The sequence below is a fragment of the Mucilaginibacter sp. BGA-UO-ETr-C110 genome, assembly GCF_059567985.1.
The window spans coordinates 1,672,426-1,698,771 of sequence record NZ_JCAQPB010000002.1 but is presented as its reverse complement, the minus strand read 5'-3'; the positions used below and the strand labels follow the sequence as shown (position 1 = coordinate 1,698,771).

At 40.5% G+C, this 26,346-nt stretch carries 27 protein-coding genes; 18 read left to right on the top strand and 9 right to left on the bottom strand.

What is annotated here, in order from left to right:
* Window positions 1-164: 164 nt before the first annotated feature.
* On the top strand, window positions 165-1,529 hold the full coding sequence (locus AC57BQ_RS08200) for a GH1 family beta-glucosidase (RefSeq protein WP_496405808.1): 1,365 nt from the start codon (window positions 165-167) through the stop codon (window positions 1,527-1,529).
* A 61-nt stretch (window positions 1,530-1,590) separates the two neighbouring features.
* On the opposite strand, the gene AC57BQ_RS08195 is transcribed toward AC57BQ_RS08200, so the two are convergent.
* Entirely contained in the window at window positions 1,591-2,772 is a 1,182-nt protein-coding gene (locus AC57BQ_RS08195; protein ID WP_496405807.1) for an acyl-CoA dehydrogenase family protein, read from the bottom strand.
* Between the two features lie 239 nt (window positions 2,773-3,011).
* Here AC57BQ_RS08195 and folB point away from each other — a divergent pair, with 239 nt between their 5' ends.
* Window positions 3,012-3,371: a dihydroneopterin aldolase gene (gene folB, locus AC57BQ_RS08190; protein ID WP_496405806.1), complete on the top strand. Its 360-nt coding sequence runs from the start codon at window positions 3,012-3,014 to the stop codon at window positions 3,369-3,371.
* On the top strand, window positions 3,368-4,765 hold the full coding sequence (locus AC57BQ_RS08185; RefSeq protein WP_496405805.1) for an FAD-binding oxidoreductase: 1,398 nt from the start codon (window positions 3,368-3,370) through the stop codon (window positions 4,763-4,765). Before folB ends, AC57BQ_RS08185 begins: the two co-directional genes overlap by 4 nt.
* 42 nt (window positions 4,766-4,807) lie before the next feature.
* Here the strand turns inward: AC57BQ_RS08185 and AC57BQ_RS08180 are convergent, their stop codons facing one another.
* A complete protein-coding gene (locus AC57BQ_RS08180; protein WP_496405804.1) occupies window positions 4,808-6,280 on the bottom strand; it encodes a rhomboid family intramembrane serine protease in 1,473 nt (490 codons plus the stop codon).
* A gap of 170 nt (window positions 6,281-6,450) precedes the next feature.
* Window positions 6,451-6,897 (bottom strand): acyl-CoA thioesterase, encoded by a 447-nt coding sequence (locus tag AC57BQ_RS08175; RefSeq protein ID WP_496405803.1) that lies wholly within the window; start codon window positions 6,895-6,897, stop codon window positions 6,451-6,453.
* Window positions 6,898-7,033: 136 nt separating this feature from the next.
* Here AC57BQ_RS08175 and AC57BQ_RS08170 point away from each other — a divergent pair, with 136 nt between their 5' ends.
* Together AC57BQ_RS08170 and AC57BQ_RS08165 are read left to right on the top strand one after the other, a co-directional pair.
* Window positions 7,034-7,474: an Hsp20/alpha crystallin family protein gene (locus tag AC57BQ_RS08170; RefSeq protein ID WP_496405802.1), complete on the top strand. Its 441-nt coding sequence runs from the start codon at window positions 7,034-7,036 to the stop codon at window positions 7,472-7,474.
* 260 nt (window positions 7,475-7,734) lie between these two features.
* Entirely contained in the window at window positions 7,735-9,756 is a 2,022-nt protein-coding gene (locus tag AC57BQ_RS08165) for a primary-amine oxidase (protein ID WP_496405801.1), read from the top strand.
* 741 nt (window positions 9,757-10,497) lie between these two features.
* On the opposite strand, the gene AC57BQ_RS08160 is transcribed toward AC57BQ_RS08165, so the two are convergent.
* Window positions 10,498-11,001, bottom strand: coding sequence for an anthrone oxygenase family protein (locus AC57BQ_RS08160; protein WP_496405800.1), 504 nt, complete (start codon window positions 10,999-11,001; stop codon window positions 10,498-10,500).
* A gap of 3 nt (window positions 11,002-11,004) precedes the next feature.
* Window positions 11,005-11,340, bottom strand: a complete 336-nt coding sequence (locus AC57BQ_RS08155; protein ID WP_496405799.1) for a c-type cytochrome — start codon at window positions 11,338-11,340, stop codon at window positions 11,005-11,007.
* Window positions 11,341-11,576: 236 nt separating this feature from the next.
* On the opposite strand from AC57BQ_RS08155, the gene AC57BQ_RS08150 reads away from it, so the two are divergent.
* The 5 genes from AC57BQ_RS08150 to AC57BQ_RS08130 all read left to right on the top strand — a co-directional run bounded on the left by AC57BQ_RS08150 (window position 11,577) and on the right by AC57BQ_RS08130 (window position 15,881).
* Complete coding sequence (locus AC57BQ_RS08150) at window positions 11,577-12,929, top strand: PhoH family protein (protein WP_090470979.1); 1,353 nt, start codon at window positions 11,577-11,579, stop codon at window positions 12,927-12,929.
* Between the two features lie 101 nt (window positions 12,930-13,030).
* Window positions 13,031-13,690, top strand: a complete 660-nt coding sequence (locus AC57BQ_RS08145; RefSeq protein WP_496405798.1) for an MBL fold metallo-hydrolase — start codon at window positions 13,031-13,033, stop codon at window positions 13,688-13,690.
* A gap of 267 nt (window positions 13,691-13,957) precedes the next feature.
* Window positions 13,958-14,590, top strand: coding sequence for an HAD family hydrolase (locus AC57BQ_RS08140; RefSeq protein ID WP_496405797.1), 633 nt, complete (start codon window positions 13,958-13,960; stop codon window positions 14,588-14,590).
* Between the two features lie 50 nt (window positions 14,591-14,640).
* Window positions 14,641-15,420 (top strand): DUF6438 domain-containing protein, encoded by a 780-nt coding sequence (locus AC57BQ_RS08135; RefSeq protein ID WP_496405796.1) that lies wholly within the window; start codon window positions 14,641-14,643, stop codon window positions 15,418-15,420.
* A 77-nt stretch (window positions 15,421-15,497) separates the two neighbouring features.
* Window positions 15,498-15,881, top strand: coding sequence for a hypothetical protein (locus AC57BQ_RS08130; RefSeq protein ID WP_090470971.1), 384 nt, complete (start codon window positions 15,498-15,500; stop codon window positions 15,879-15,881).
* Between the two features lie 45 nt (window positions 15,882-15,926).
* Here AC57BQ_RS08130 and AC57BQ_RS08125 read toward each other — a convergent pair whose 3' ends face one another.
* Window positions 15,927-16,400 carry a ferritin-like domain-containing protein gene (locus AC57BQ_RS08125; protein WP_090470969.1) on the bottom strand — a complete coding sequence of 158 codons (474 nt, stop codon included), beginning with the start codon at window positions 16,398-16,400 and terminating at the stop codon, window positions 15,927-15,929.
* Window positions 16,401-16,694: 294 nt separating this feature from the next.
* Here AC57BQ_RS08125 and kaiC point away from each other — a divergent pair, with 294 nt between their 5' ends.
* The 5 genes from kaiC to AC57BQ_RS08100 all read left to right on the top strand — a co-directional run bounded on the left by kaiC (window position 16,695) and on the right by AC57BQ_RS08100 (window position 21,630).
* Entirely contained in the window at window positions 16,695-18,440 is a 1,746-nt protein-coding gene (gene kaiC, locus AC57BQ_RS08120; protein ID WP_496405795.1) for a circadian clock protein KaiC, read from the top strand.
* A complete protein-coding gene (locus AC57BQ_RS08115) occupies window positions 18,440-18,727 on the top strand; it encodes a circadian clock KaiB family protein (RefSeq protein WP_496405794.1) in 288 nt (95 codons plus the stop codon). Before kaiC ends, AC57BQ_RS08115 begins: the two co-directional genes overlap by 1 nt.
* A 10-nt stretch (window positions 18,728-18,737) precedes the next feature.
* Window positions 18,738-19,073, top strand: coding sequence for a circadian clock KaiB family protein (locus tag AC57BQ_RS08110; protein ID WP_496405793.1), 336 nt, complete (start codon window positions 18,738-18,740; stop codon window positions 19,071-19,073).
* Window positions 19,073-20,737: a PAS domain-containing sensor histidine kinase gene (locus tag AC57BQ_RS08105; RefSeq protein ID WP_496405792.1), complete on the top strand. Its 1,665-nt coding sequence runs from the start codon at window positions 19,073-19,075 to the stop codon at window positions 20,735-20,737. Before AC57BQ_RS08110 ends, AC57BQ_RS08105 begins: the two co-directional genes overlap by 1 nt.
* Window positions 20,738-20,853: 116 nt before the next feature.
* Complete coding sequence (locus AC57BQ_RS08100) at window positions 20,854-21,630, top strand: enoyl-CoA hydratase/isomerase family protein (RefSeq protein WP_496405791.1); 777 nt, start codon at window positions 20,854-20,856, stop codon at window positions 21,628-21,630.
* Window positions 21,631-21,741: 111 nt separating this feature from the next.
* On the opposite strand, the gene AC57BQ_RS08095 is transcribed toward AC57BQ_RS08100, so the two are convergent.
* Window positions 21,742-22,017, bottom strand: a complete 276-nt coding sequence (locus tag AC57BQ_RS08095) for a hypothetical protein (protein ID WP_496405790.1) — start codon at window positions 22,015-22,017, stop codon at window positions 21,742-21,744.
* A gap of 92 nt (window positions 22,018-22,109) precedes the next feature.
* Here AC57BQ_RS08095 and AC57BQ_RS08090 point away from each other — a divergent pair, with 92 nt between their 5' ends.
* Window positions 22,110-23,792 carry a MutS-related protein gene (locus AC57BQ_RS08090; protein ID WP_496405789.1) on the top strand — a complete coding sequence of 561 codons (1,683 nt, stop codon included), beginning with the start codon at window positions 22,110-22,112 and terminating at the stop codon, window positions 23,790-23,792.
* Window positions 23,793-24,110: 318 nt separating this feature from the next.
* The gene (gene tnpA / locus AC57BQ_RS08085) at window positions 24,111-24,572 is read left to right on the top strand and encodes an IS200/IS605 family transposase (RefSeq protein ID WP_496405788.1); all 462 of its coding nucleotides are present in this window, start codon (window positions 24,111-24,113) and stop codon (window positions 24,570-24,572) included.
* 15 nt (window positions 24,573-24,587) lie between these two features.
* On the opposite strand, the gene AC57BQ_RS08080 is transcribed toward tnpA, so the two are convergent.
* Window positions 24,588-24,881, bottom strand: a complete 294-nt coding sequence (locus AC57BQ_RS08080) for a chaperone modulator CbpM (protein ID WP_496405787.1) — start codon at window positions 24,879-24,881, stop codon at window positions 24,588-24,590.
* Between the two features lie 16 nt (window positions 24,882-24,897).
* Window positions 24,898-25,791: a DnaJ C-terminal domain-containing protein gene (locus tag AC57BQ_RS08075; RefSeq protein ID WP_496405786.1), complete on the bottom strand. Its 894-nt coding sequence runs from the start codon at window positions 25,789-25,791 to the stop codon at window positions 24,898-24,900.
* Window positions 25,792-26,013: 222 nt separating this feature from the next.
* On the opposite strand from AC57BQ_RS08075, the gene AC57BQ_RS08070 reads away from it, so the two are divergent.
* Window positions 26,014-26,346 carry a cupin domain-containing protein gene (locus tag AC57BQ_RS08070; protein ID WP_090470949.1) on the top strand — a complete coding sequence of 111 codons (333 nt, stop codon included), beginning with the start codon at window positions 26,014-26,016 and terminating at the stop codon, window positions 26,344-26,346.

The following is a 26,346-nucleotide window of genomic DNA, read 5'->3' as shown; positions in this document are numbered from 1 at the left end:
AACATAGTTATGAAATTCATCACGATTTTTTCAAGACTGATCAGCAGTGTTCGCGAATGGATGATCCTGAAAAGTATGAGATCATCTTTCATACATTAAGTTGTCCGTTAAATTCTTCTTTCATAAATATAATCGCAATTTTGGGCTTTGCGTAGCTCAATTTAATGGAACTGACTGATCTCGATACACCACTCCGCCAACAACTTTTTGGCTCCGATTTTATTTGGGGCGTTTCAACCGCTGCATTTCAGATAGAAGGCTCACATGATGCCGATGGCAAAAGCGAATCGGTATGGGATGCTTTTACAGCCAAAAAAGGTAAAATACTCAATGCCGACCATGCCCGTACTGCCTGTGATTTTTATAACCGGTACGAGGAAGACATCGACCTTATTAAACAACTCCGTATTCCCAATTTTCGCTTTTCCATATCCTGGTCGCGCCTTTTACCAAATGGTACAGGTGAGGTAAACCAGGCCGGTATTGATTATTACAACCGGGTTATAAATTATTGTATTGAAAAAGGGGTGGAGCCCTGGGTTACCGTTTACCACTGGGATTTGCCCCAGGTTCTGGAACAAAAAGGAGGCTGGACAAACCGGGAAGTGATTAGCTGGTTCAGTGAATTTGTGACCCTGTGCGCCCAAAGCTTTGGCGACCGGGTAAAACACTGGATGGTGATGAACGAACCTGTTGTTTTTACAGGCGCGGGTTACTTTTTTGGGATTCATGCCCCTGGCAGAAGCGGGATCCGGAATTTTATTCCCGCCATACATCATGTGGTACTCAGCATAACCGCTGGTGCTAAAATATTGCGGGAATTATTGCCTGATGCACAGATAGGCACCACATTTTCCTGTTCGCAAATTGAGCCCGCAACCGATAAACCACGCGATGTTGCCGCTGCTGTAAGAGCTGATGCGCTGATCAACCGCTTATTTATTGAGCCTATTTTAGGTATGGGCTATCCTGTAAAGGAATTGCCGATATTAAAAACCATGCAAAAATATATACTGCCGGGCGATGAAGATAACATGCATTTTGATTTTGACTTTATAGGGATCCAGAATTATACTCGCGAAATTGTCAAATACTCCTTCTTTACGCCTTACATCAACGCCAAAATGGTAAAGGCCGAAGACAGAAAAGTAGAAGAGCTCACGGCCATGCGCTGGGAGGTTTATCCGCCATCTATCTATCACATGATCAAGAAATTTGACGCTTATCCGCAGATAAAAAGTATTATCGTTACCGAAAACGGGGCCGCTTTTCCGGATGTGGTTGAAGAGGGTAAAGTGGATGATCAGCAGCGCCTGAAATATCTTCAAAATTATATAAGCCAGGTTTTAAAGGCAAAAACAGAAGGCTGCAAAGTAAACGGTTATTTTATCTGGACGTTGACTGATAATTTTGAATGGGCAGAAGGGTACCATCCGAGATTTGGATTGATATATGTTGATCACGCTACGCAACAACGTATTGTTAAAGAATCTGGGAAATGGTATGGGGAGTTTTTATCGGAAAGATAAAGATAGATGCGCAAATGAAAGTATTTTTCATCTGCACATCTATAATCCGCACATCTGCATATTATTTAAACGCGTCTTCCCCGGTGATATCCATCCCGGTTATCAACAGGTGAATATCATGTGTGCCCTCATAGGTGATTACTGACTCGAGGTTCATCATGTGCCTCATAATAGAGTATTCGCCGGTTATACCCATGCCACCCAACATCTGGCGTGCCTCACGGGCTATGTTAATAGCGGTTTCTACACTATTACGTTTAGCCATAGATATTTGAGCGGCGGTTGCGCGGTTCTCATTTTTAAGTACACCTAAACGCCAAACCAAAAGTTGAGCCTTGGTGATCTCGGTGATCATTTCGGCCAGTTTCTTTTGCTGCAGCTGAAAGCCTGCTATAGGTCGGCCAAACTGAACACGTTCTTTGGAGTAGCGTAAGGCAGTATCATAGCAATCCATGGCTGCCCCAAGCGCCCCCCAGGCAATTCCATAACGCGCCTGGTTTAGGCAACCCAGCGGACCTTTTAAGCCAGCCACATTGGGTAACAGGTTTTCTTTGGGTATTTTCACATGATCAAAAACCAGTTCGCCGGTGGCTGATGCTCTTAACGACCACTTATTATGCGTAGTAGGCGTGCTGAAACCTTCCATGCCGCGTTCCACGATCAATCCGCGGATCTTACCGCTCTCGTCTTTAGCCCAAACAACGGCTATATCGGCAAATGGAGCATTCGAGATCCACATTTTGGCGCCATTTAAAATATAGTGGTCACCTGCATCTTTTATATTGGTGGTCATACCGCCCGGATTTGAGCCGTGATCGGGTTCGGTAAGACCGAAGCAGCCTATCATCTCACCGGATGCCAGTTTAGGCAGATATTTTTTACGTTGTTCTTCAGAGCCATAGGCATAAATAGGATACATCACTAAGGAACCCTGAACAGATGATGTAGAACGGATACCCGAATCCCCCCGCTCAATTTCCTGCATGATAATGCCATAAGCCATATAATCTAACCCTGCGCCGCCGTATTCAACAGGAATGGTTGGGCCAAAGGCGCCTATTTCGGCAAGGCCTTTTATGAGTTGGCTGGGGAACTCGGCCTTTTGGGCGTAATCTTCAATTATCGGGCTTAATTCTTTTTTTACCCAGTCGCGCACGGATGAACGGATGAGCTTATGTTCTTCGGTTAGCAGTTCATCTAATTGATAATAATCAGGCGATTCGTATAGATCTGTTTTAGCCATAATGTTATAGTTGGTGGGCAAATATAGATGATTTAGGGTGGAGTTGATGAAGCCTAAATCGCTGTTTTTGAATACCAGAAGCCACTTTATTCCAAAAACTATGTTTAGATTGTTTAAACCTGCTTTTTGCAAATTATATTTTTTTGAGAAAATTCATTAAGCGGTCGTTCCTGATAAATTTTAACGTTGACGGGACACAAACAGCGCATCTAAATCAAAAAATCAATTACTTTTGGAGCATGATAAACATAGCCTTGCAGGGTGCAGAGTTTTTTGCCTATCACGGATTTTATCCGGAGGAACAAAAAATAGGGTGCCGCTTTCTGGTAGACATTGCGGTAGGTTTTGAACCGGTAACCGACCTGAAAGACGGTTTGCATAATACGGTTGACTATGAAAAAGTTTATGCTATGGCCTGCGAGGAGATGAAGATACCGAGCAAACTGATAGAAACTGTAGGGCAAGCCATTACTAATCGTATTCAAAGCAAGTACCCCTTTGTGAAAACCATCCAGGTTACGATCAAGAAATTAAATCCTCCGTTGACAGGGAGAGTAGCCCAGTCGAGCGTTACCATTAATTATCCACCAGCAATATGAATTATAATATCATAACACCACCTGTAATTGAAGCTATTACGGCTATAGTTGGTGCCGACGCGGTTATTGTACAGCATGACGACCTTGAAAAATATAGCCACGATGAAACCGAGGACCTGGTTTACTACCCAGAAGTAGTTGCCAAGCCCCAATCCCCGGAAGAAGTTGCGGCCTTACTGAAACTATGCAGCAAGCACCGCATACCGGTTACACCGCGCGGGGCCGGCACAGGGCTAAGTGGTGGAGCTCTACCTGTTAAAGGAGGCTTGCTAATTGCCATGGAGCGCTTTAATAAAGTGTTGGAAATTGATGAGCAAAACCTGCAGGCTACTGTGGAGCCAGGCGTGATCACCGAAGAATTTATGAACCAGGCAGCTGCCAAAGGCTTGCTTTATCCGGTTGATCCGGCCAGTAAGGGGAGTTGTTTTATTGGTGGTAATGTGTCGCATGGTTCGGGTGGGCCGCGGGTGGTTAAATACGGTACTATACGTGAATATGTATTGAATTTACAGGTAGTTCTGGCTTCGGGCGAGATCATCTGGACGGGCGCAAACACGCTTAAATATGCCTCGGGCTATAATTTAACCCAACTGATGATAGGCTCCGAGGGCACCTTGGGTATCGTCACCAAAATTGTGGTTAAACTGATTCCCTTACCAACAATTGATGCCTTGATGTTGGCCTCGTTTCCAACTAACGAAGCAGCCTGTGCTGCGGTATCGGCCATATTCAGGGCAGGTATTGTACCATCGGCGCTGGAGTTTATGGAACGTAGGGGAGTGGAGTGGGTAAAAGAATATGACGATATCGCTTTTGATCTGAAGGATGATGTTCAGGCTTTTTTACTGATAGAAGTTGACGGCAACAACCAGGATGTGATATTTGCTGATTGCGAAAAGATCAACGCCGTTTTAGAGAACTACGAGTGCAACGATGTGTTATTTGCGGATTCATCGGCACAAAAAGAAGAGATCTGGCGCTTGCGGCGTACCATGGCAGTATCAGTAAAATCAAACTCTATTTACAAGGAAGAAGATACCGTAGTACCCCGTGCTGCATTGCCACAACTCATAAAAGGCATCAAAGAAGTGGGCGCTAAATATGGTTTTGAATCGGTTTGTTATGGTCACGCCGGTGATGGCAATCTGCACGTAAACATCATTAAAGCCAAGATGAGTGATAGCGACTGGAATAATAAACTCAAATTCGGGATCCGCGAAATTTTTGAACTAACCGTGTCATTAGGCGGTACACTCTCTGGCGAACACGGCATAGGCCTGGTTCAAAAAGAATTTATGCCGATAAAATACTCCGACGTGCATTTTGCCTTATGGAAAGGTATTAAAAAAGTATTTGACCCTAACGGGATATTGAATCCGGGTAAGATATTTTAAAAGACACTCAGAAAATGAAGCTATAGCACTGAAAACGTTTATTTATTTACTTTTTTTGAGTTCATCAATTACGTCCTGAATTTGTTTATTGTAATCTTCGATCTGGCTTTGGTATTTATTTGAATCTTCATTTACAGTTTTATAAAGCAATTCATAACTTTTTATACGGAGTTCACAATACTGCTTTAATTTATCTGCCTGGGTATGCATCCCTTCGGGAAGTTGCAATTTTTCAACTTCCTCAATTATTTTAAGGTCTTCATTCCAATAATAAATACCCCGGTCTTTAATTTCATAAAGTAATTTACTCTTAGGGGTATTTTTCGGTAAGCTATAAACCTCTAATGCCATTGATTCCATAGCGGAAAATCGCTTCATTTTCTTTTCATAATTTCCCAGGTCGTTAGGGATGCTCCTGTAAACAAAAGAACAAACAATAATAGTTAATACTGTCAGCAAACCGATTATTGAATAATTTAAAGGTTTATCATTAGGTTTTTTCAGGCTGGGTATAAAGCAATAGCCGATAATAAGGCCGCCGATCAGGCCACCAATATGGGCAGCATTATCAACGTTTCCTTTAGCTCCGTAAATTAAATTGTATGCTACAAAAATTCCGATACTGGTTAATAAGGCCCTTCTGGCTGTTTTTTCAATCAGATCAGTTGTGAGCATAGCTAAAAAAACACCATACATACCAAAAATGGCTCCTGACGCTCCCGCGCTGATGGTTATATCGTGCCACCATAAACTGGCAATACTGGCTGTTAAGCCTGTGAGTAAATAGGCTGATATAAATCTTATTTTACCTAAATGCGGTTCTAAAAGCAAGCCTATATAAACCAGGGCATACATATTTAGCAATAAGTGCATAATGCCTATGTGTAAAAAAGTACAGGTTATCAATCGCCACCATTGCCCTTCCAATGTCAGGGGTCTGAAATTTGCACCCCAGTTTAATAGACTTTCACTATCTGGCTCTATTATGCTGACGCCTTTTATAGCCATCAATATAAAAATGAGAATGTTTAAACCAACTAATATGGGAGTTATGAAATAGCCATTCGTGGGCTTGAAAAAGAATAAAAAGCCGGTTACTTGTTCTGAGACGCCTGGAGGAGGTAATTTTAACAGATCAGTTTCTTCTGATGCCAAATTTTCTTTGAGAGTTTGGTACTTTGACTCAAGCTCCTCAACTGTAAAGGTTTGCCTTAATTCATCAAGCGTATTAACAACATCTTTAATGGTACTTTTATTGCCGCCCCAATCTATCATTTCGCTTCCGATTGACGAACTTTTTAAAGTAGCTGTTTCACCTTCTATTATTATTCTAACCTCATGACATCTTGAAAAAATGCCGTCGCCTGTATAAGCAATTATACCGGTGCTACTTATATGGCTAATTTTCCAACTAAACTTTTTAATCGTCTCATCGGCAATAACAAGAAATTGCTCAGGGGATAAGTCGTTCAGAGGGTATTCCTCAATATATTTAGGTATAAATCCAACGGCCATAAAATGATAGGGTTTAGCTAATTTTAAATTTTATACTGTATTAAAATTTAAAACGTGAAAATAATGATTACACCTATTAAAAATGCAGAATGTACGAGAACTTTATCTACCTAAGTAAATAAAGAAACAAAGAATATCGGGCAAAACTCCAAATAATTGAGTTATTAATACTAATTCGTATTCAATATCAATCTCGGCTCATCATACTCAATCATACTGCGGCGCTCATTGGCGGGGATAGCTACCGATTTATTAGCGCTGTAATCATAGCTGATGCAAATAGTTTTGCCAGTAGTTACAATTTCTTCACCATGTTCGGTTATCCTAACCAGCACATGCATTACATCAAAACTACTGTTACCGATACGTACGGTGCGTACGTAACAGGCTATCTGATCGTTAATGGTAATGGGTTTCAGGTAATTGATCTCTGACCTACCCAGGATAATACCCGCGTGGCTCCAATCCCAGTTGATGATCTCTTTCCAGTAATTGCTTCTGGCTATTTCAAAATAGGTTAAATACACCGCGTTGTTTACATGTCCGAAGGCATCTATATCTGAGAAACGGATGGGGATGGCCGTTTTATACTTGTAATCTGAAAGTTTTTCGCTCATTTAGGTCATTTTGTCTGTATGAAATCAATAATAAATGACAAACTGTCATTTATTTATCGATTTTATAGCTTGGTACAACACTTGATTAATAGCTTACGAAGTTAACAAAAACAAAAACTTAAAGGAGACATTAAAAATGACACTTGTAAAATTCAACAACGGATTAAAAAATAACGCGGTAAACCCTTTCTTTAATGATGTATTAGATTCTTTATTGAACGATTCATACATCGGTAATAAATTAGTTGCCCGAGTGCCTGCGGTAAACATTGCAGAAACTGAAAACGAATTTCAGATTGAACTGGCAGCGCCTGGTTTAAAGAAAGAAGATTTTAAGATCAATTTGGATAAGAATGTATTGACCATCTCGGCGGAAAAGAAAACTGAGAATGTAGAAGAAGGTAAAAAATTTAGCAAACGCGAATACAGTTACAATTCTTTCAACAGATCATTCACTTTACCAGAAAGCGCCGATCATTCAAAAATTGAAGCTGATTATACCGATGGAGTATTGAAGCTTACCGTAACCAAAAAAGAAGAAGCTAAATTTCAATCAAGAGAAATAGCTATCAAATAATTAAAGATTGTTTTCATAAAGTAGTAGTTTGGTTTTTTAGAGAGGTCGCTCCGTAAGGGGCGGCCTTTTTTTATTATCAATATGGCAAAAGCATATCCCGTAGTGCTAATGTAGGGTACAGGAAATTGAAACCGGGACATCCATAAGTTAAATTTGGGATAACCAAGCGCTAAATTATGGGGTTACAGTACTAAAAGGTATTACAATTTGGATGGGCCAAATTAATAATAGGATATTCTATTAAATAAAACCCAACAAATATGATAAAACCCTCAACCATTATCCACAGTCTTGTGATTCTCTTTTTAAGCACAAGCACGGTTTATGCGCAAAATAACACCAACGCTTATCCTTTAGATCCGCTTACTGCCGCCGAGATCAAAAAAACTGTCCAGATATTAAAGGACAGCAAAACAACTACCGGGAAAGATATCTTTAATATTATCAACCTTAAAGAACCTCCTAAAGCAGAGGTACTGGCTTATAAACCTGGCGCCTCCTTCCGGCGCGAAGCATTCACCAGCTTTTACGATTACAGTAAAAACGGCGTAACCGAAGCTGTAGTTGATCTGAATGCGGGTAAAGTCATCTCCATTAAAAATATACCTAATGTAATAGGCATGGGCCTGGAGGCCGATTCGGTAGCCAATAGTATTGTACGCAAGGATCAGGCTTGGGTGGCTGCTTTAAAAAAGCGTGGCATATCCATTGATTCAGTAACACACCGCAGTGTTTTTACCGGTGATATGGGTATTGGCCCGGTTGGTCATCGCGAACAATTGGTGATTGCCCGCCGCAAAAACAACAATATTGATATTGAAGGTTTAATGGCCTATACCGATTTCACCACCGGTAAAATATTAAAGATAGTAGACGAGCCCGGCAGCTTCGATGCCATGGTTAACCTGAATTACTTTAATAAAGATTCAGTGAAAGAAGTTTTTAACGGATTAAAGCCGCTCATCATTACACAACCCGAAGGGCACTCCTTTGAAATAAAGGGACATGAGATCAGCTGGAAGAACTGGAAAATAAGATATGGGGTTGATAACCGGGAAGGTCTGGTTATTTATGACGTTCGCTTTGTAGATAAAGGCAAGGAACGTTCCATTATGTACCGCGGCTCGATGCCCGAAATGGTGGTGCCTTACGGCTCGCCAGATCTGTTTCAGGCGGCTTATAACTTTTTTGATGCCGGCGAGTATCGCTTAGGGCAGGGTGTGGCCCGGTCATTAAATCCGGGTGGTGACGCGCCGGAAAATGCCGAATATATGCCGGCCATTTTACACCGGGAAAATGGCGAACCATTTCAAATGGATAGGGCAGTGGCCATATTTGAAGAATATGGGGGTACCTTATGGCGTCATGGGGCGGTATCGCGCAGGGCAACCAACCTGGCCATAAAGTATTATACCATGATAGAGAATTATGATTATGGTTTTACCTGGCGCTTTAAAGAAGATGGTACTATTGATGTTGATGTAGAATTGACCGGCATTGTTGAAGTGAAAGGCGTTCACCGTACCAGCGAAATGGATATGCCCGATAAAAATGATTACTCCTATAATGGTCATTCATTTGGCACTTTGGTACATCCTCATGTAGAGGCCATTAATCATCAGCATTTTTTTGTATTTAGGTTGGATATGGATATCGACGGGGCAAACAATAATGCGGTTATGGAAATGAATACCAAACTGGTTCCGCCCGGTCCGCAAAACCCTTATGCCAATGCATTCTATGTAGAGCATACCAAATTCAAAACAGAGTTACAGGCACAACGGGATATCAATTATGAAAGCGCGCGCAACTGGCATATCATGAATAACAACGGCATGAATGATCTGGGTCAGCATGTAGGTTATATGCTGATGCCCGGAATGCAGGGCAAAACATTGGTACCCGAAGGTTCATTATTGCGTAAAAAAGCGGGATTTCTGAATCATCAGATATGGGTAACACAATACCATGAAGATGAGGTTTATCCGGCTGGTAAATACCCCGCCAGTAATAAAGTATACGACGGCCTGCCCGAGTGGACAGCCAAAAACCGGGCAATCAATAATAATGATATTGTAGTTTGGTATGTAGCAGGTATCACCCATATAGTACGACCAGAAGAATGGCCGGTAATGCCGGTGCATCACATGGGGTTTTCATTAATGCCTTTTGGTTTCTTCTCCAGCAACCCAACTATGGGTATTACCAACCCTGATTTTATAAAACAACAATTTAAGCCGGTAATTCAAAAACAACCAGGCTCAGATATCGACCACCAATAATTTCTATAATAACTATAACCGCGACCGCGCCGTGTTTAAGCGGTGCGGTTTTTTTATGAAACAAAATAGCGGCAAATCGGCTGTTATAGGGCTGATTTTATCCAAAATATTGGGCGCTTATAAAGCAAGAAAAAACACTGATCGTCCATTTTACGCATTTTCTAAAAAACGCAATTCCTGATTTTTATTGATTATTGTGAATAAAGGCATTGTTTGTAACCTTCGCTATTTTTCAACGCTCCATAAATAATAGCCTGTCAGCCAGTATTTAGCTGATGTTTATAACTCTATTTGAAATGTTAATAACGTGTTAATAAAAAATAAATAAAATCCTTGCAGAATCACGAAGATGTCCCGATATTGAAATCATCAAGAACGACGTACATTGACAGCCTTTCAGGATTACAGAAGTTGAATCGGGTGGACCTTCGGGGAAGCTAAAGAACAAGGGAAGTGCCTGAGTCACATGAAAAAATGAGAAAACGAAAGTCTTTGAAAAAAGATTGTGATTAAAAGAGGTATTGGGGAAATGCAGGAACTTCACGGAGAACCGCAACTGAACCAATGACATTGAAGGAGTCGACAGTTCGCAAGAACGACGGACAAGATCATGTCGGTGATGATACACAAAACTTGGTGCTACTGGGAAGCTATGGCAGAACAGTGGTCAGGAAACGGGAGTTCAATTCGAAAGAAGAGACTCCCGTTTTCGCGTTTATAAGGTTTTGCAACCTGTTCTGCTTATTTACTTTCGCAACAGCAAGCCACAATAACCAATACCAAACTTACCACATTAGCCAAAGTCCTGATGTTGTGCAAAAAATTCCAGGGCCCTTCAAACATTGCCCGGTATACGGAAAGGTCCTTTGCCGATGCGGTTTCTGCATTGAGCCTGGCCAAAGCATCATTTAAAGGCACATTCCCAAACATGGTTACGCCAAATACACCTATGGCATAAACCAGGGTTGCGCTAACTAATAGTATAAAGCGCGTATTCATTCCCGGGCTATAATTCAGGTAAGCGCTTATTGGCAGCAATAATAGTGTCCCTATAAAGCTGGCAAAAAACAGGGGGTTTAATATTTGCACGTTAATAGAGTTCATGGCGGCGATGTATTCGCGGTCGGTCAACTTACCCAGTCCTAAATTAACGGAGCAGGTGTAGGCATAAAACAGACCGGCAATTAAGCCGGTGGCTGTAGCGGTGATTATTAAAATCAGGGTTGTCATATTCATCTTGATCATGATTTATTTTCTTAAAGTTTTAATGTATTCAATTACTGAGCTTATCTGGATGGCTGATAGCTTTTTGCCCCAGTTGGGCATAATGCCGCGACCCTTACTGATGGTGTTAAGCAATTCATCATTATCTAATTTACTTATTTGTAAATTCTTGGCGCCCCAACGGCCTCTCGTGCCATCCTCACCGTGGCAGGTGGCACATTTCTTTTCAAACAGGGTCCTGCCGATTAAGGGCTGGTTTTGCGCACTTGCAGGAGTATGATAACCTAATGCAACAACGATCATAAAAGGAGTGAGCCATTGCAGCCTTTTAATACCGTTCTTAAAAATTGATGATTTCATGGCGTTTTATTTTTTGATAAAATTGCTACGATATCAAAAAATAAAATAGAACAAAACCGACAGGGAGGTAAATTCTAAATCCTAAGATCTAAACTCTAAGATCTAAATCCGAAACGGCGAAGCCCTCTTGAGTACCGCTAAAATAGCCAACCACGAAAAATCGAAAGTCCGAATTCCGAACTCCAAGATGATCTTTGTGCTTGAAACTAACAGCAGATTCCTTAAATTAGTCGGATATGAATAAAGATGGTAAGAACGGGACTATTGTAAGTAATAAAATATTTGTTTTAGATACCTCAGTGATCCTTTACGATCACAACGCATTTCAGAATTTCCAGGAACATGACGTAGCCATCCCCATACAGGTGCTGGAAGAACTGGATAATAAAAAAAATGGTAACGACACCCGCAATTTTGAAGCACGCAGTTTTATCCGGCTCATGGATGACCTGTCGCGCAATAGCCTGGTGAATGAGTGGATCCCGCTCAACGGCAAAAGCAAGGGCAGCTTTAAGGTAGCTATGGATGTTAAAACCACCGCTATTGACGCTGAGGAGGTATTTGGCTCCGACAAAACAGATCATCGTATCCTGAACGCGGCCTTAGGTTTACAAGAAGAGAACCCCGGTAAAAAAGTAGTACTGGTATCAAAAGATATATGTTTGCGGCTGAAAGCAAAAGCGCTTAACCTGCATGCGGAAGACTATGAAACCGGTAAGATCAAAAACCTGGATGAATTGTATACCGGGCAAACCGATGTAAACAAAGTAACTGAAAAGCTGATCACCCAGCTCAACAAACATGAAAATCTACCTGCAGAAAGTTTACATATTGCCTCATATACCAACAATCACTTCTATATATTAAAAGGTAAAAACAGTGATGTTCCGGGCTTTTACAATACACAAACCCGGCAGCTTGAAAAAGTTATTGAACAGCCTGTGTTTAATATATTACCCAAAAATATTGAACAAGCGTTTGCCATTCACGCTTTATTACATCCAGATATTAAACTGGTAACCATACAGGGTAATGCCGGCACAGGTAAAACCCTGCTTGCCTTGGCCAGCGCACTGGAGCAACGTAAATATTATCGTCAAATTTTTGTTACACGCCCTATTGTACCTTTAAGTAATAAGGATATTGGTTTTTTGCCTGGCGATATCAAATCAAAGATCGACCCGTACATGGCGCCGATATGGGATAACCTGAAATTTATTAAAGACCAATTCATGGACGATGAAAAAATGCAGGCCAAAATTGATGAGCTGGTCACTAACGACAAAATATCGATCGCTCCACTTGCTTTCATCCGTGGACGTACACTGAGCAAAATATTTTTTATTGTAGACGAGGCCCAAAATCTTACCCCGCACGAGGTAAAAACCATCATCTCCCGTGCCGGAGAAAACAGCAAATTTGTTTTCACAGGAGATATTTACCAGATAGACACACCATACCTGGATGCGGAAAGTAATGGTTTATCATACCTGATAGATAAAGCCAAAGGGCATCCACTATACGCACATATCACCCTGCAAAAAGGGGAGCGGAGCGAACTGGCCAATTTGGCAAACGAATTGTTATGATTAGTATCAAGTAGCTAGTATCACGACAGCTACATTTGCTTCACGAGGTATTCAAAAATCTTGATACTTGATACTAGCTACTTGATACTAAATTGAAATCTATGAAAATTTCAAAATATCTGCATTCATGTCTTGTATTTGAGCTCGATGGCTATAAAATTCTATTTGATCCGGGCGATTATTCTTTTATTGAGGGCCTGGTAACGCCCCAAATGTTTGCCGATGTCAATATTATTGTGATCACGCATATCCATCCAGACCATTTTGTAATAGATATTTTACAAAAAATTATGGATGTTAGCGGTGCCCAGGTGCTTACAAACCGCCAGGTTGGCGAACAATTGCAAAAGGCAGGAATTGAATTTTCCATTCTGGAAGATGCTACCGAACATTTTGGCCCATTTAAGCTACAAGCCTTCCCGGTACAGCATGCTTTGATCATGGATAACCCTTTACCGCAAATGACGGGCTTCATCATTAACGATAAAGTGTTGCACCCGGTTGATTCAATGGAAGATAAACTATTGAAATTCAAAGATATAGAATTACTGATCATGATAACCATGGCGCCATTTGCCAGCGAAGTGATGATATCTGCCTTTGCCGATCGGTTAAATCCACGCCAGATATTGCCCGTTCATGATGGATACGCTAAAACGTTCTTTATTCAGAAACGCTATGCGGCCTATGCAAAGCATTTCGATAAACTGGGCATCAAATTCCATGAAGTATATCAAGTGGAAGATAGTATAACTATCTAATAATCAGCTTATAATTATTTTATTCTAAACAAAAAACCGAAGTCCTAAACGGGCTCCGGTTCCATATGTTCATTCAATAAAATGTTGTAAAATAAAAAAAGCCCCTACCTTTTACGGTAGAGGCCCTATGGAACCAACCTCCTGCTAAGCTGGCCCACATTAACCTTATCACACTGCTAAGATGAAGTTTAATAATGAAGAAAACATGAACTTCTGTTTTATGCTTGGTGTAAATTTTACATCTTAGCAAAAAACAATATTGCTCGTATGCAGAAACCCGACAGCCTGATATTTGACATGGACGGAACCCTCTGGGATGCCGTTGATACCTACGCTAACTCCTGGAACCTTGTATTTGAAAAAATGAGTATTCAACGTGTCATCGGTCGTAATGACCTGATGCAGCTGATGGGCATGGAGGGTAAAAAACTAACCAAAGTGCTCATGCCCGACTTTGATGATGATAGGGCACAGGGTATTTATATGGATGTAAATGAAACCCGCCGGCAGATATTACCTACCAGTGGTGGCGTAATGTATGATGGGGTAACCGAGGGCATCAAACAATTGGCAACCAAATACAAGCTCTTTATACTCAGTAATTGTGCCATAGGTATTATCCCTTTATTTATAAGTTGGGCTAAAATTGAAGATGATATTACCGACTCGATGGCCTACGGACAAAACAATATGCCCAAGCATCATAACATGCAATTGCTGATTGATAAACACCAGTTAAAGCACCCGGTTTATATTGGTGATACCAATGGTGACGCTGAACAGACACGTATGGCCGGGATACCTTTTATATTTGTGACCTATGGTTTTGGCAAAACAGACGATTACGCATTGAAGTTTGATGATTTTGGGTCATTAACAAAATATTATATGAGTTTGTGAGTTTTTAAAACGTTAGCCAAATTTCATCTACCCCTAAAAGCATAACCCCAATGGTAAAACGTGGACTCTCCCTGCTGTTATTTCTGCTGATCTCAGGCCTCTCATTCGCTCAAAAAGTACAATTGGATGCCGAACGCTGGATAACCAAAGACCTGGGCCACCTTTACTTTGCCGATAAAAAAGTATACTACAATTTTGTAGGAAACGCTGGTGTTAAAGACCACTATGCTATTGTGAACGATACGCTGATCTTGTCAGATATCTTCAGGAGCAGTGCAGATAATTTTAAAAAACAGCACCGGGACGATTTTAAGTTTTTGATAAGACATGCCGACTATAATCGCATGTATTTAAAAGCCGTTGAACCTAATGCGATAAAACTAGCAGGTACTATTACCTATGAGTTCCTGAACTTCAAAAACAGCTACGATAAAAACATCAAATTCTCCAAGCTCTATTTTTTATCATCCACCTGCTTTGGTGACTGCCCGCAGCTGGGTATCGAAATATGGCCCAATGGTGATTATCATTTAAAAGCCGGTGAACACGCGGCTCCATATAAAGGCGATTACACCGGAAAATTAAGTCAAAGTCAGTTGGATACACTAAACTATTGGTTAAAGCATAGTGAGCTAAAGAAAATGAACGATTGGCAGCAAGGTAACCAGGTGGTTGATGCGCCAAACTACTACTTTGCTATTGATTTTGTTGACAGTAAAAAGAAACTGAGCATCAACACCAACGAACCACCTTTAAATATTATCGACATGATCAATTTCATGCTCTCATCTTATAAAAATGTAAAGCTTACTCCCGTGGGCAGTAACTAATACCCAACCACGCACAAGTTTCACTTAGATATTGTTTACTTATGAAGTTTTTGTAGTTTAGATAAAAATATATCTATATGAAAGGCCGTACCAAAGCAATTATTTTAATCGTAATATTAGTATTGATCGCCGGGTTTACCTATCAGCGTTATTTCTTTGTTTTTGGCGAAGGAGCAAAGGCGGGTACCATGAACTACTTCGTAAAGAAAGGATATATGTTTAAAACCTATGAGGGGCGGTTAATACAAAGTGGTATAAAAACACCACAAGGTGGCGGTAATATTTCATCAAACGAGTTCATGTTTTCAGTTACCGACGAGAAAGTGGCGCAAAAACTAAACAGCAGCACCGGTTCATTTCTTGAATTACACTATAAAGAGTATCTGCACGCGTTGCCATGGCGCGGGGTAAGTGTATTTGTGGTGGATAGTATTATTTCAGCAAAACCGGTTACTCAATAACCTATTGTACTTTATTCATTTAAGGGTATCAGTGCATATTTAGTATTATGCACTGACCTCCGCATCGCGTAAAGCTTTAATGGTATCATGAGCAACCCTTAAACTTTCCAGGTGCTTTTTAAGAATAAATACAACCTGCTGATCTTCCCAGATCAGCTCTTTATCATCCAATGCCGTACGATATGCTTTCTTGGCAACATCCTCAGCATGTTCACAATCAGCTAAAATACTATGCCTGTCTTTGCTTATAAAAGCAGCTTTAACATCTATCCAGGTATTATTAAATTTCCCAGATAAGGTAGTTCCATCGGTAGGATCGCCTCCCAATACACGAATGTATTCCCTCAGCTCCGAAACATTGTTTTTACTTTGATCCGTATACTCTTTAAAGAGCAAATTTAAACCTGTTTCATTGGTATTCTCATTAGCCTTTTCATAACCCGCAATACGGTCGTTATTTATTTTGATCAGATCGTTAAGTGCCGATATCTGGTGCTGTATATGCTGTAAAACTCCCATGACTATTTTATTATTTTCTTATAACTAATAAACATAACAAATGAGTTAATGTTTTTTAATTAGAACAAATATTCCCTTGAGGCACAGTACCATATTTGATCAGTATTCAAATTTGGAGTAAGGTTTTCTAATACATCACCAAACCAACAATATCAGTTTCTGTTAAGATGCCAGATAAATTACCGGGGTTAAAACAATTTAAGCCTAATGAGTATTTATTAACCATTTACCGTGAAAATAACCATCAATGCTTGGATTTACAGGATCCGATATTGACAAAAACAATTGTTTACAATGACTAAATCTCATAAAAAACAACAACCGGCTAATATAAAATCGTTGCCTAAAACACCAACAGGCATCACTGGTCTTGATGAAATTACTGATGGGGGATTGCCGCAAGGCCGGCCTACGCTTATTTGCGGAGAAGCGGGGTCTGGTAAAACTCTCATGTCACTTGAATTTATAGTTCGCGGGGCACTGGTATTTAATGAACCTGGTGTTTTTATGGCTTTTGAAGAAAAAACCGACGAGTTGGCCTTGAACGTAGCTTCACTTGGTTTCAATTTATATGAACTACAGGATGAGAAAAAAGTAAAACTTGACCATGTACGCATTGACCGGAGTGAAATAGAAGAGACCGGTGAGTATGACCTGGAAGGATTATTTATCAGGTTAGGGCATGCTATTGATAGTATTGGCGCGAAAAGAGTAGTACTCGACACCATCGAAAATCTGTTTTCAGGTTTAAGCGACCAGGCCATTTTGCGGGCCGAATTGCGCAGGCTTTTTGCCTTTCTGAAAAATAAAGGGGTTACCGCCATTATAACCGGCGAAAAAGGAGAAGGAGGGGCACTGACACGGCAAGGATTAGAAGAATACGTATCGGATTGCGTTATCCTGCTTGATCACCGGGTTATTAACCAGATTTCAACCCGCAGGCTCCGTGTGGTAAAATACAGGGGATCACAGCATGGAACCAACGAATACCCCTTTTTAATTGATCAGGATGGCATTTCTGTGCTGCCGGTAACTTCTTTAGGGCTCGAAAAAGCGGTTTCTTCTAAAAGGGTATCATCCGGTATTCCTGCATTGGATTATATGCTTGGGGGCCGGGGCTTTTTTGAGGGTAGCAGCATTTTGGTTTCGGGAACTGCCGGAACCGGCAAAACCAGTATCGGGGCTTATTTCGCTGCAGAAACCTGCAAACAGAAAAAGAAATGCCTCTATTTTGCTTTTGAAGAATCGCCAAACCAGATCATCCGCAACATGAAATCGATCAGTATCGATCTGCAACCTTATGTGAATAGTGGATTATTAAAATTTCATGCTTCGCGGCCAACCTTATATGGGTTGGAGATGCACCTGGTGGCTATCTACAAATTGATAAAGCAATTTAAACCAGATACGATAATATTGGATCCGATAACCAACCTGATCACCGTTGGCTCTGTAAGTGAAGTAAAATCAATGTTGGTACGCCTGATAGATTTTTTACAAAACGAGCAAATTACGGTGATGTTTACCGCTTTATCGCTCAATACTGTTGTAAACGAACAAACTGACGAGGGTGTATCATCGCTTGTTGATACCTGGATGCTGGTGCGGGATATTGAACACAACGGTGAACGAAACCGCGGCTTATACATCATGAAATCGCGCGGTATGAAACACTCCAACCAGGTACGCGAATTTATTATCACCGATAAGGGTCTTGACCTGGTTGATGTTTACCTGGGTCCTGAAGGCGTACTAACAGGATCGGCAAGGGAAGCACAACAGCTTAAAGAAAGAACCGGAGTAGCGCTGCGCGATTTTGCCGTATCGCGAAAAGACAAGGAAATTACACGCAAACGTACCATGCTGGAGGCCAAGATATCCAACTTGCAGGCTGAGTTTGAATCTGTAGAAGAAGAGCTTAACAGGATATATTATGAAGATGAGTTAAAGCAACAAATAATGGACAAAAACCGGGATGAGATAACGAAAATGAGAAGAGGGATAAAAGAAGAAAGCCCGATTATAAAGAAGCAAAAGTAATGGAAGTAGAAGTCATAAATTATGAATTAAGGTTATATATTGCGGGCAATACGGCAAAATCTGTCAGTGCCTTAGCTAATCTTAAAAAATACTGTGAAGAACATTTAAAGGGCCAATATTCTATTGAAGTGATTGACCTTTTAGTAAAACCTCAATTGGCCGAAGGTGATCAGATATTTGCCATACCTACATTGGTGCGCAAAGTACCTGAGCCTATCCGTAAAATAATCGGTGATCTGTCAAATGAAGAAAAAGTATTGGTGGGCTTAGATATACGTCCCCGTTAAACTGTAAAAAATGACCGAAAAGGATCAATCGTCTTTATCTAAGGGTAATTATTCAAATAAGCAGGAACATCATGTTTATCAGTTGCGCCTGTTTGTAACGGGGGCATCACCAAATTCATCACGAGCTATAACCAATCTCAAAGATATTTGCGAAACCCACTTAAAAGGTAATTATGACCTGGAGATAGTAGATGTTTACCAACAGCCATTGATTGTTGAGCGGGAACAGATCATCGCTTTACCCATGCTCATTAAAAAAGCGCCGGGTATAGAGCGCCGGCTCATTGGTGATATGTCAAATACAAGTAAAGTATTAAAAGGCCTTGGTTTACAAACAGAAAATTAATGGAACTGGCTAAATATACATATGAAGAGTTACTGCAGCAAAACGAAGAACTTCGGATACAGCTGGAGGAAGCTAATGATACCATTGACGCCATTCGTAGCGGTCAGATTGACGCGCTTATTGTAAAAGGCGCTGAAGGTCATCAATTATACACCTTAAAAACAGCCGACCAAACTTACCGTGTTTTTATTGAAAAGATGAACGAAGGGGCAGTTACCCTTAACCGCGAAGGTACTATTTTATACAGTAATTCACGCTTTGCAACCATGATGAACCTACCGCTTGAAAAGGTGATCGGGCTAAGCTTCACTTCTTTTATCCCCGAAATATCGGTTAAGAAATTCAACGATCTGATGCACAAAGGCTGGCAAGAAGATTGCAAGGGGGAAATATTACTGGCCGATAAACAAGGGACGCTAACACCCTGCCTGCTTTCTTGCACCACCCTTGACCTGGATGAGGGCATAGCTTTGAGCCTGATCTTAACTGACCTTACCAGTCAAAAAGAGACAGAATGGGAACTGAAAGTAAAAAACGAGCAGTTACTGGCAGCCCAAAACGCTGCTGAAAAACTCAACAATGAATTGGAAGATACCGTTAGGGAGCGTACCAATGACCTGCTGATAAGCCGGGAGCATTTTAAACTGCTGGCAAACAACATACCCCAGATGACCTGGACAAACCTACCTGGTGGCGAGGTTGATTTTTATAACCAGCAATGGTACAATTACACCGGTAGCCGCTATAGTGAAAGCGTGGGTTGGGGATGGCAGCATGTGGTGCATCCTGATGACCTGCCCAATACCTTAGATAAATATATTGAGGCTTTGAAAACAGGCAATATATTCGAGGTTGAAAACCGTTATAAACGTTGGGACAATACTTATCGCTGGCATCTGAACCGGGCCGTTCCTTTAAGGGATGATAAGGGCTCGATTATTTTTTGGGTAGGTACAGCTACTGATATTGAAGATCAGAAGAGGGAAATGGATCGGAAGGACGAATTTATTGGTATTGCCAGCCATGAGCTCCGGACACCGTTAACCAGCTTAAAAGGATATCTGCAACTCATTACTTCGTATAAAAAAGAAGAGGTGCCGCCTGTAGTGAAGCAGTATATCGAAAAAGCAAGCGTGGCTATTAATAAATTGCAGCGCCTGATCAATGATTTGCTTGATGTAAGCAAAATACAGGCCGGCAGGCTTGAATATGCCATGGGCGAGGTTAATTTATCTGATCTGATGGTACAGGTTACAGAAAACTCAAGACATATTTACCCTTTACACGAATTTGATAGTAAACTGGAACCAGGCATCCGCATTATGGGTAATGCCGAACGGCTGGAGCAGGTTTTGATGAATTTTATAAATAACTCTGTAAAGTACTCACTGGCTAACAAACAAATTATCCTGAAAACCACTATAAAAGCTGATGTGGTACGCGTATCGGTAACAGATTATGGTATCGGCCTGTCCGATGAACAAATAGAGCGGATATTTGAACGTTTTTATAGAGTGGAGGATAAAAAGTTTATGACAAGCGGCCTCGGGATGGGGCTATACATCAGCGCAGAGATCATCAATAATCACCAGGGCAAAATAGGGGTAGAGAGCGAATTAGACAAAGGGGCCACCTTTTATTTTGAATTGCCTTTGATTGCGTGATGAAGCCTTTTTAAAACTATTTTAAACCAAAATTGCAGGTAAGCCAAATACTTCTGATATTGGGTTGATTCGCGGTGATTAAATCACTGCATTCTCTTAAAATAAACCTCAAAATTATGCCCGATACAGATAATGGCAATGTGTCTTTTACAAAAAGTTCAAATGGTGTTGCAACCATTAGTTTTTATCATCCCGCGCAAAATTCATTGCCAACGGGTCTTTTAAATGATCTTACAGAATATATTATACAAGCAGGTAATGACCCCGACGTCCGGGTGATCATCTTAAAGAGTGGCGGTGATCGTACCTTTTGTGCCGGTGCCAGTTTTGATGAACTGGTGCAAATAAAAGACAAAGAAGCCGGCGCACTGTTTTTTTCGGGCTTTGCCAAAGTCATTAATGCCTGCCGTAAATCATCCAAAATAATTGTTGCCCGCATCCAGGGAAAAGCGGTTGGTGGCGGTGTGGGCCTTGCTGCCGCTGCCGATTATTGCCTGGCCTCCGGCTTTGCATCTATCAAACTAAGTGAACTGGCTATCGGTATCGGGCCATTTGTTATATCGCCGGCTGTAACCCGTAAGGTTGGCTTACCGGCATTTTCACAGCTAACCATCAGGGCGTCCGATTTTCAAACTGCTCAATGGGCCCTTGATCATGGTCTTTATAATGAAGTATATGAAGATATCGCTTCGCTCGACTTAGCCGTAGATGAACTTACTGAAAAATTGGCCTCTTATCATCCTGATGCGCTTGCTGGTTTAAAACAGATCCTATGGGAAGGTACAGAAGATTGGGACGAATTATTAACGCAACGCGCAGCCATTAGCGGTGAGCTGGTACTTTCAGAATTTACTCAACAAGCATTGCAACGCTTTTTAAGTGGCAACAGATAAATAGGATATTGTTAAAATGGATCAAGATGCCTTCTGATAACAGGATCAGTCAAACCAGTTTTAAATAAAAAGGGCCCGGTAAATACCGGGCCCTTTTTATTTATTGTATAATTACCAGCACCTGTAATGGCGGTGTGCCCTGTAATAAGCAGGGCGGCCATAATAACGACCAGGATAATAATATGGGCGATTATAATAAACTCTGCGTCCATAACCATAATATACAGGGCGTTCATAATAACCATATGCCGGATAGTTAGCGGCAACTACCACTCTTGAACGTGGATAACCACCAAATGAGGCTCCAATGGATATACTTTGAGCTTTTACAAACTGAACTGAAAATAGAAGCGCAAAAACTATGACTGAAAATTTGACGAATTTCATAAATCAAAAATTAAGTTAACACTGTAGTTGTTTTATATTTATAGACTATAAATATCACTTGAGGTTTAGTATATTTTTTTTATTTTTAAGGCATGTATTACTTTTTATTTACGTTACTGTTTTTGGCCATCGTTTTAGGGTTCTCTCTGATAAGCTCGTACTACGGTAAATTACGCGCCGAAGAAAAGAAGCTTGATAAAATAAAAAGTAAATGGGGTAAGCCCGTGAATGCCCGACGTAATTTCGACCTTATTAAAACCTATTTAAACGCCGATAAAAGTTGGAATAGATTACCTGACGTTACCGCGGAAGATATCGACCTGAAAAGTATCTTTAATTATATCGACAGAACAAGTTCAAAACCCGGTAAACAGTACTTGTTTAAAAAGCTGCATTTCCCCGAAACAAATCTCGAAAAACTATTAGAGCTTGATGCAAAGGTTGAAATCATCAATAAGGATAAGCCCAACCGTGAATTGATAGAGCTACAATTATCAAAACTCAACAACACTTACGCTTATTATATAGCCGATCTGTTTTTAAAAACACATGAATCGCTGTTTGTACCGATCATGAATTTCTATATCAGGTTTGTACCCCTGGTGATCATTGCCTTGATCGTATCGCTGGTTGTTTATCCTAATCCTATCAGTATTTTATTGTTATTCTTTTTTGTAGGCTATAATGTGGTTTTGCATTATGCCAACAAGAATAAAATAAGCGCCTATACCAATTCGCTGCCACAGTTACTTATCATGCACAATGTAGCTGTATGGCTTGTAAAACATTCTGGCCTGGAGGATAATGAATCTATCAAAAGCAGTTTAAAAAATCTGTTAGGGCTAAAACGATCTTTAAGCATTATCAACTTAGAAAGCAAACTGATCAACGGGGCGGGCGATTTGAGTTACGCCGTTTTTCAACTTATTAAAACATTGTTTTTATTAGAGCCCCGTATTTATGCCAGCTCTATAAAGCACATTGAACGTTATCGTGAAGATATTGAGCAGGTATATCAATATGTGGCCGAAATAGATATGCTGGTAGCCATCCAATCGGTACGGGATGGTTTACCTTATTACAATAAGCCCCAGTTTATTGACATCGATGCCCAAATGAACATTACCGATCTTTATCATCCTTTGATTGATAAATGTGTTACCAATTCACTGTATACCCGTGCTGATAGAGGTGCCTTGATAACAGGTTCAAACATGTCGGGTAAAACAACTTTTATTAAGGCCATCGCTGTTAATACCCTGTTAGCGCAAACTCTGTTCACCAGCTGTACCAGGGAGTATAAAGCGCCTTTTTTAAAGATACAGACCAGTATTAAAACTACTGATAGTATAGAAGAACAAAAGAGCTATTTCCAGGCGCAGGCACAGTCGATATTAACTATCATGAGCCGCAGTAATGAGGTAGAACAGGTAAAAAGTCTGGTTATTATTGACGAGATATTCAGGGGTACCAATACTATTGAGCGTATTGCTGCCGCAAAATCGGTATTATCCTATATCACCGCCAATCAGAATTTTGTTTTTGTATCCACCCATGATCTTGAGTTGGCTGAATTACTCGATGAGGATTTTGCTATTTATTCCTTTGAAGATTCCAAATCCGGGGGCAGTCTGGTGTTTGACTATAAGCTGAAAGAAGGCCTGCTTAAAAGTCGCAACGGTATAGCCATATTAGAATCTATGGGATATCCGGATTCTGTAATTGAAGACGCTAATATTGTAAGCGAACGGATGATGCTGAAATACATGGAGTAAAATACTTGCTTTGGTTTCGTACCTACGGCACGAATTCTTATTAACGATCGTTGTTCTACCGACATTAAGCTCCTAGCGGAGCATTTTCGTTAAGCGTTGCCCGCTTTTATACTTCGTCAATTGTCAGTGGTGATTTAACAACGGCGACCCTGAATTATATTTCTATTAATATCTTGTCTTGATAGAATACCAGATTAAATGAAATCTCCCTGATAACGATAATTTTTAGATAAATCTGCTCCAATAGGAGCAAAATGTCGGTAGAAATAGTAATTTAATCTTTTTGCATGCCGTAGGGTATGCAACTCATACAATCTTATGCCAAATACCTATACCCAAATACATATTCAATGCGTTATCGCTGTAAAGTTTCGACAATCTCTTATCCAACCTTCGTGGAAAGAAAAACTACATCAATACATCACCGGAATCGTCAGCAATAACGGGCATAAAATGATAGCTATTAACAGTATGCCCGATCATTTACATCTTTTCATTGGGTTCAGACCCAATCAATCTCTTTCAGATTTAATGCGAATGATTAAAGGCGATTCATCCGAATGGATAAATAGAGAAAAATTTAATCCATCAATTTTTCGTTGGCAGGAAGGTTACGGAGCTTTTTCATATTCACGCTCACACATAAAAGATGTTGCAAAATATATAGAAAATCAAGAAGAACACCATCGAAAGAAATCTTTCCTGGAAGAATACAAATTATTTCTTGACCACTTCGAAATAGATTACAATCAACAATATATTTTTAGACCTTTAGAATAGAGCGCTGCTTACTTTTCATTCACCCTCATACAACCTCAGTTTATTTTTGAGGCCTTGCATTTCATCCTGTATTTTTTCCATACGGTGCAATAGATGACTGATGGCTTCTATACCCGCCACATTAATATCCAGTTGATAAAGGTTGATCAACTTTTCCAGTTTTCTCAGTTCCTCTCCAGGTATATAAGTAGTTTCATTAATCAGGGTAACTTTAACTAAATCAGCCTCATATAACGATTCTATAAAGGTATACTCTACTTTGTGATACAAACAAAAATCATTTACTGATATTAAATCTGCTGTTTTCATCTTCTTTAAATTTATATCATGATCTTGAAAGCTCTTCAAATAATTGTTTCTGCTGCTCGGTAAGGTTAACCGGTATCTGGACATCATAAGTAAGGTACAGGTCGCCAAACTCATTCTCTTTTTTGTAAACAGGTAAACCTTTGCCTTTTAGTTTTACTTTGGTACCATTTTGGGTTTCTGGTTTTACTTTTACCTTAACTTTGCCGGTTAGTGTCTCCGCTGTAATTTCGCCGCCAAGCACGGCTGTATAAAGGTCGAGTTTTACAGTAGCGTATAAATTTCGCCCGTCACGCTTAAAGCGGGCATCATCGGGTATCGAAAATTTGATATACAGATCACCAGCAGGGCCGTTATTTACCCCCGCGCCGCCATGGCCGGCTATTTTAATGGTTTGTCCGTTCTCGATACCGGCAGGTATGGTAATGCGTATATTTTTACCATTAACAGTCAGTGTGCGTTTATGCGTCTCTGCAATATCCTGAAGGGTTAGTTGTAGTTCAGCGTTAAAATCCTTCCCACGATATTTGGTTTGCCTGCTGCCGCCGCCGCCGAACATGGATTTGAAAAAGTCGGAAAAATCGCCTCCGCCAAAACTTTCATCATCAGTAAACCCACCAAACCCACCACCGCCATAGCTACCTTGCTGGCTTTGCTGTTGCCTGGCCTGTTGTTCATAGGCTTCACTATGCTGCCAGTTCTCACCGTATTTATCATACTTTTTACGCTTTTCGGCGTCGCTCAATACTTCATTGGCTTCATTAAGTTCCTGGAATTTTTTGTGGGCTTCCGCGTCTTTCGGATTAAGATCAGGGTGATATTTACGGGCCAGCTTGCGGTAAGCATTTTTAATATCCTTATCCGTAGCGGTTTTAGTAAGACCCAGTGTTTTATAGTAATCAATAAAAGCCATATCAAGCGTACAATGTGGTATAATTTAATTAACCCTTAAATATACGGCTTAGTTTTAGACCATGCATTTTTTACCTGCTATTCTGACCATTACCTGATCAAAACAAAGTGCCTACGCTAACCAACTACATCGATATCGCAAGTAAATAAAATGGGAACATCCGGTTAAGCGTAAATTTTATATTTTTACGTCTGAGCCACCAGACAGGCTTAAAACACTATCATGGATAACAAAGTATTTAATCAGTTTGCAGACATCGAGACCAGGGAAATGATACCTGACTATTTCTCTAAGATCATTCATACCCCAGGCAACACCATCAATTTTTTAGAAGTTAAAGCAGGTGCCGTAGCGCCGATGCATCAGCATATTAATCACCAATGTGCTTTTGTTATCGAGGGCCAGTTTGAACTAACGGTCGACGGCGTATCGCAAATACTGGATACCGGCACCTATGCTATTATCCCTCCAAATGTAATACACGGAGGCCGGGCCATTACCGATTGTAAACTGATTGATATATTTGATCCCGTACGCGAAGATTTTAAGTTTTAG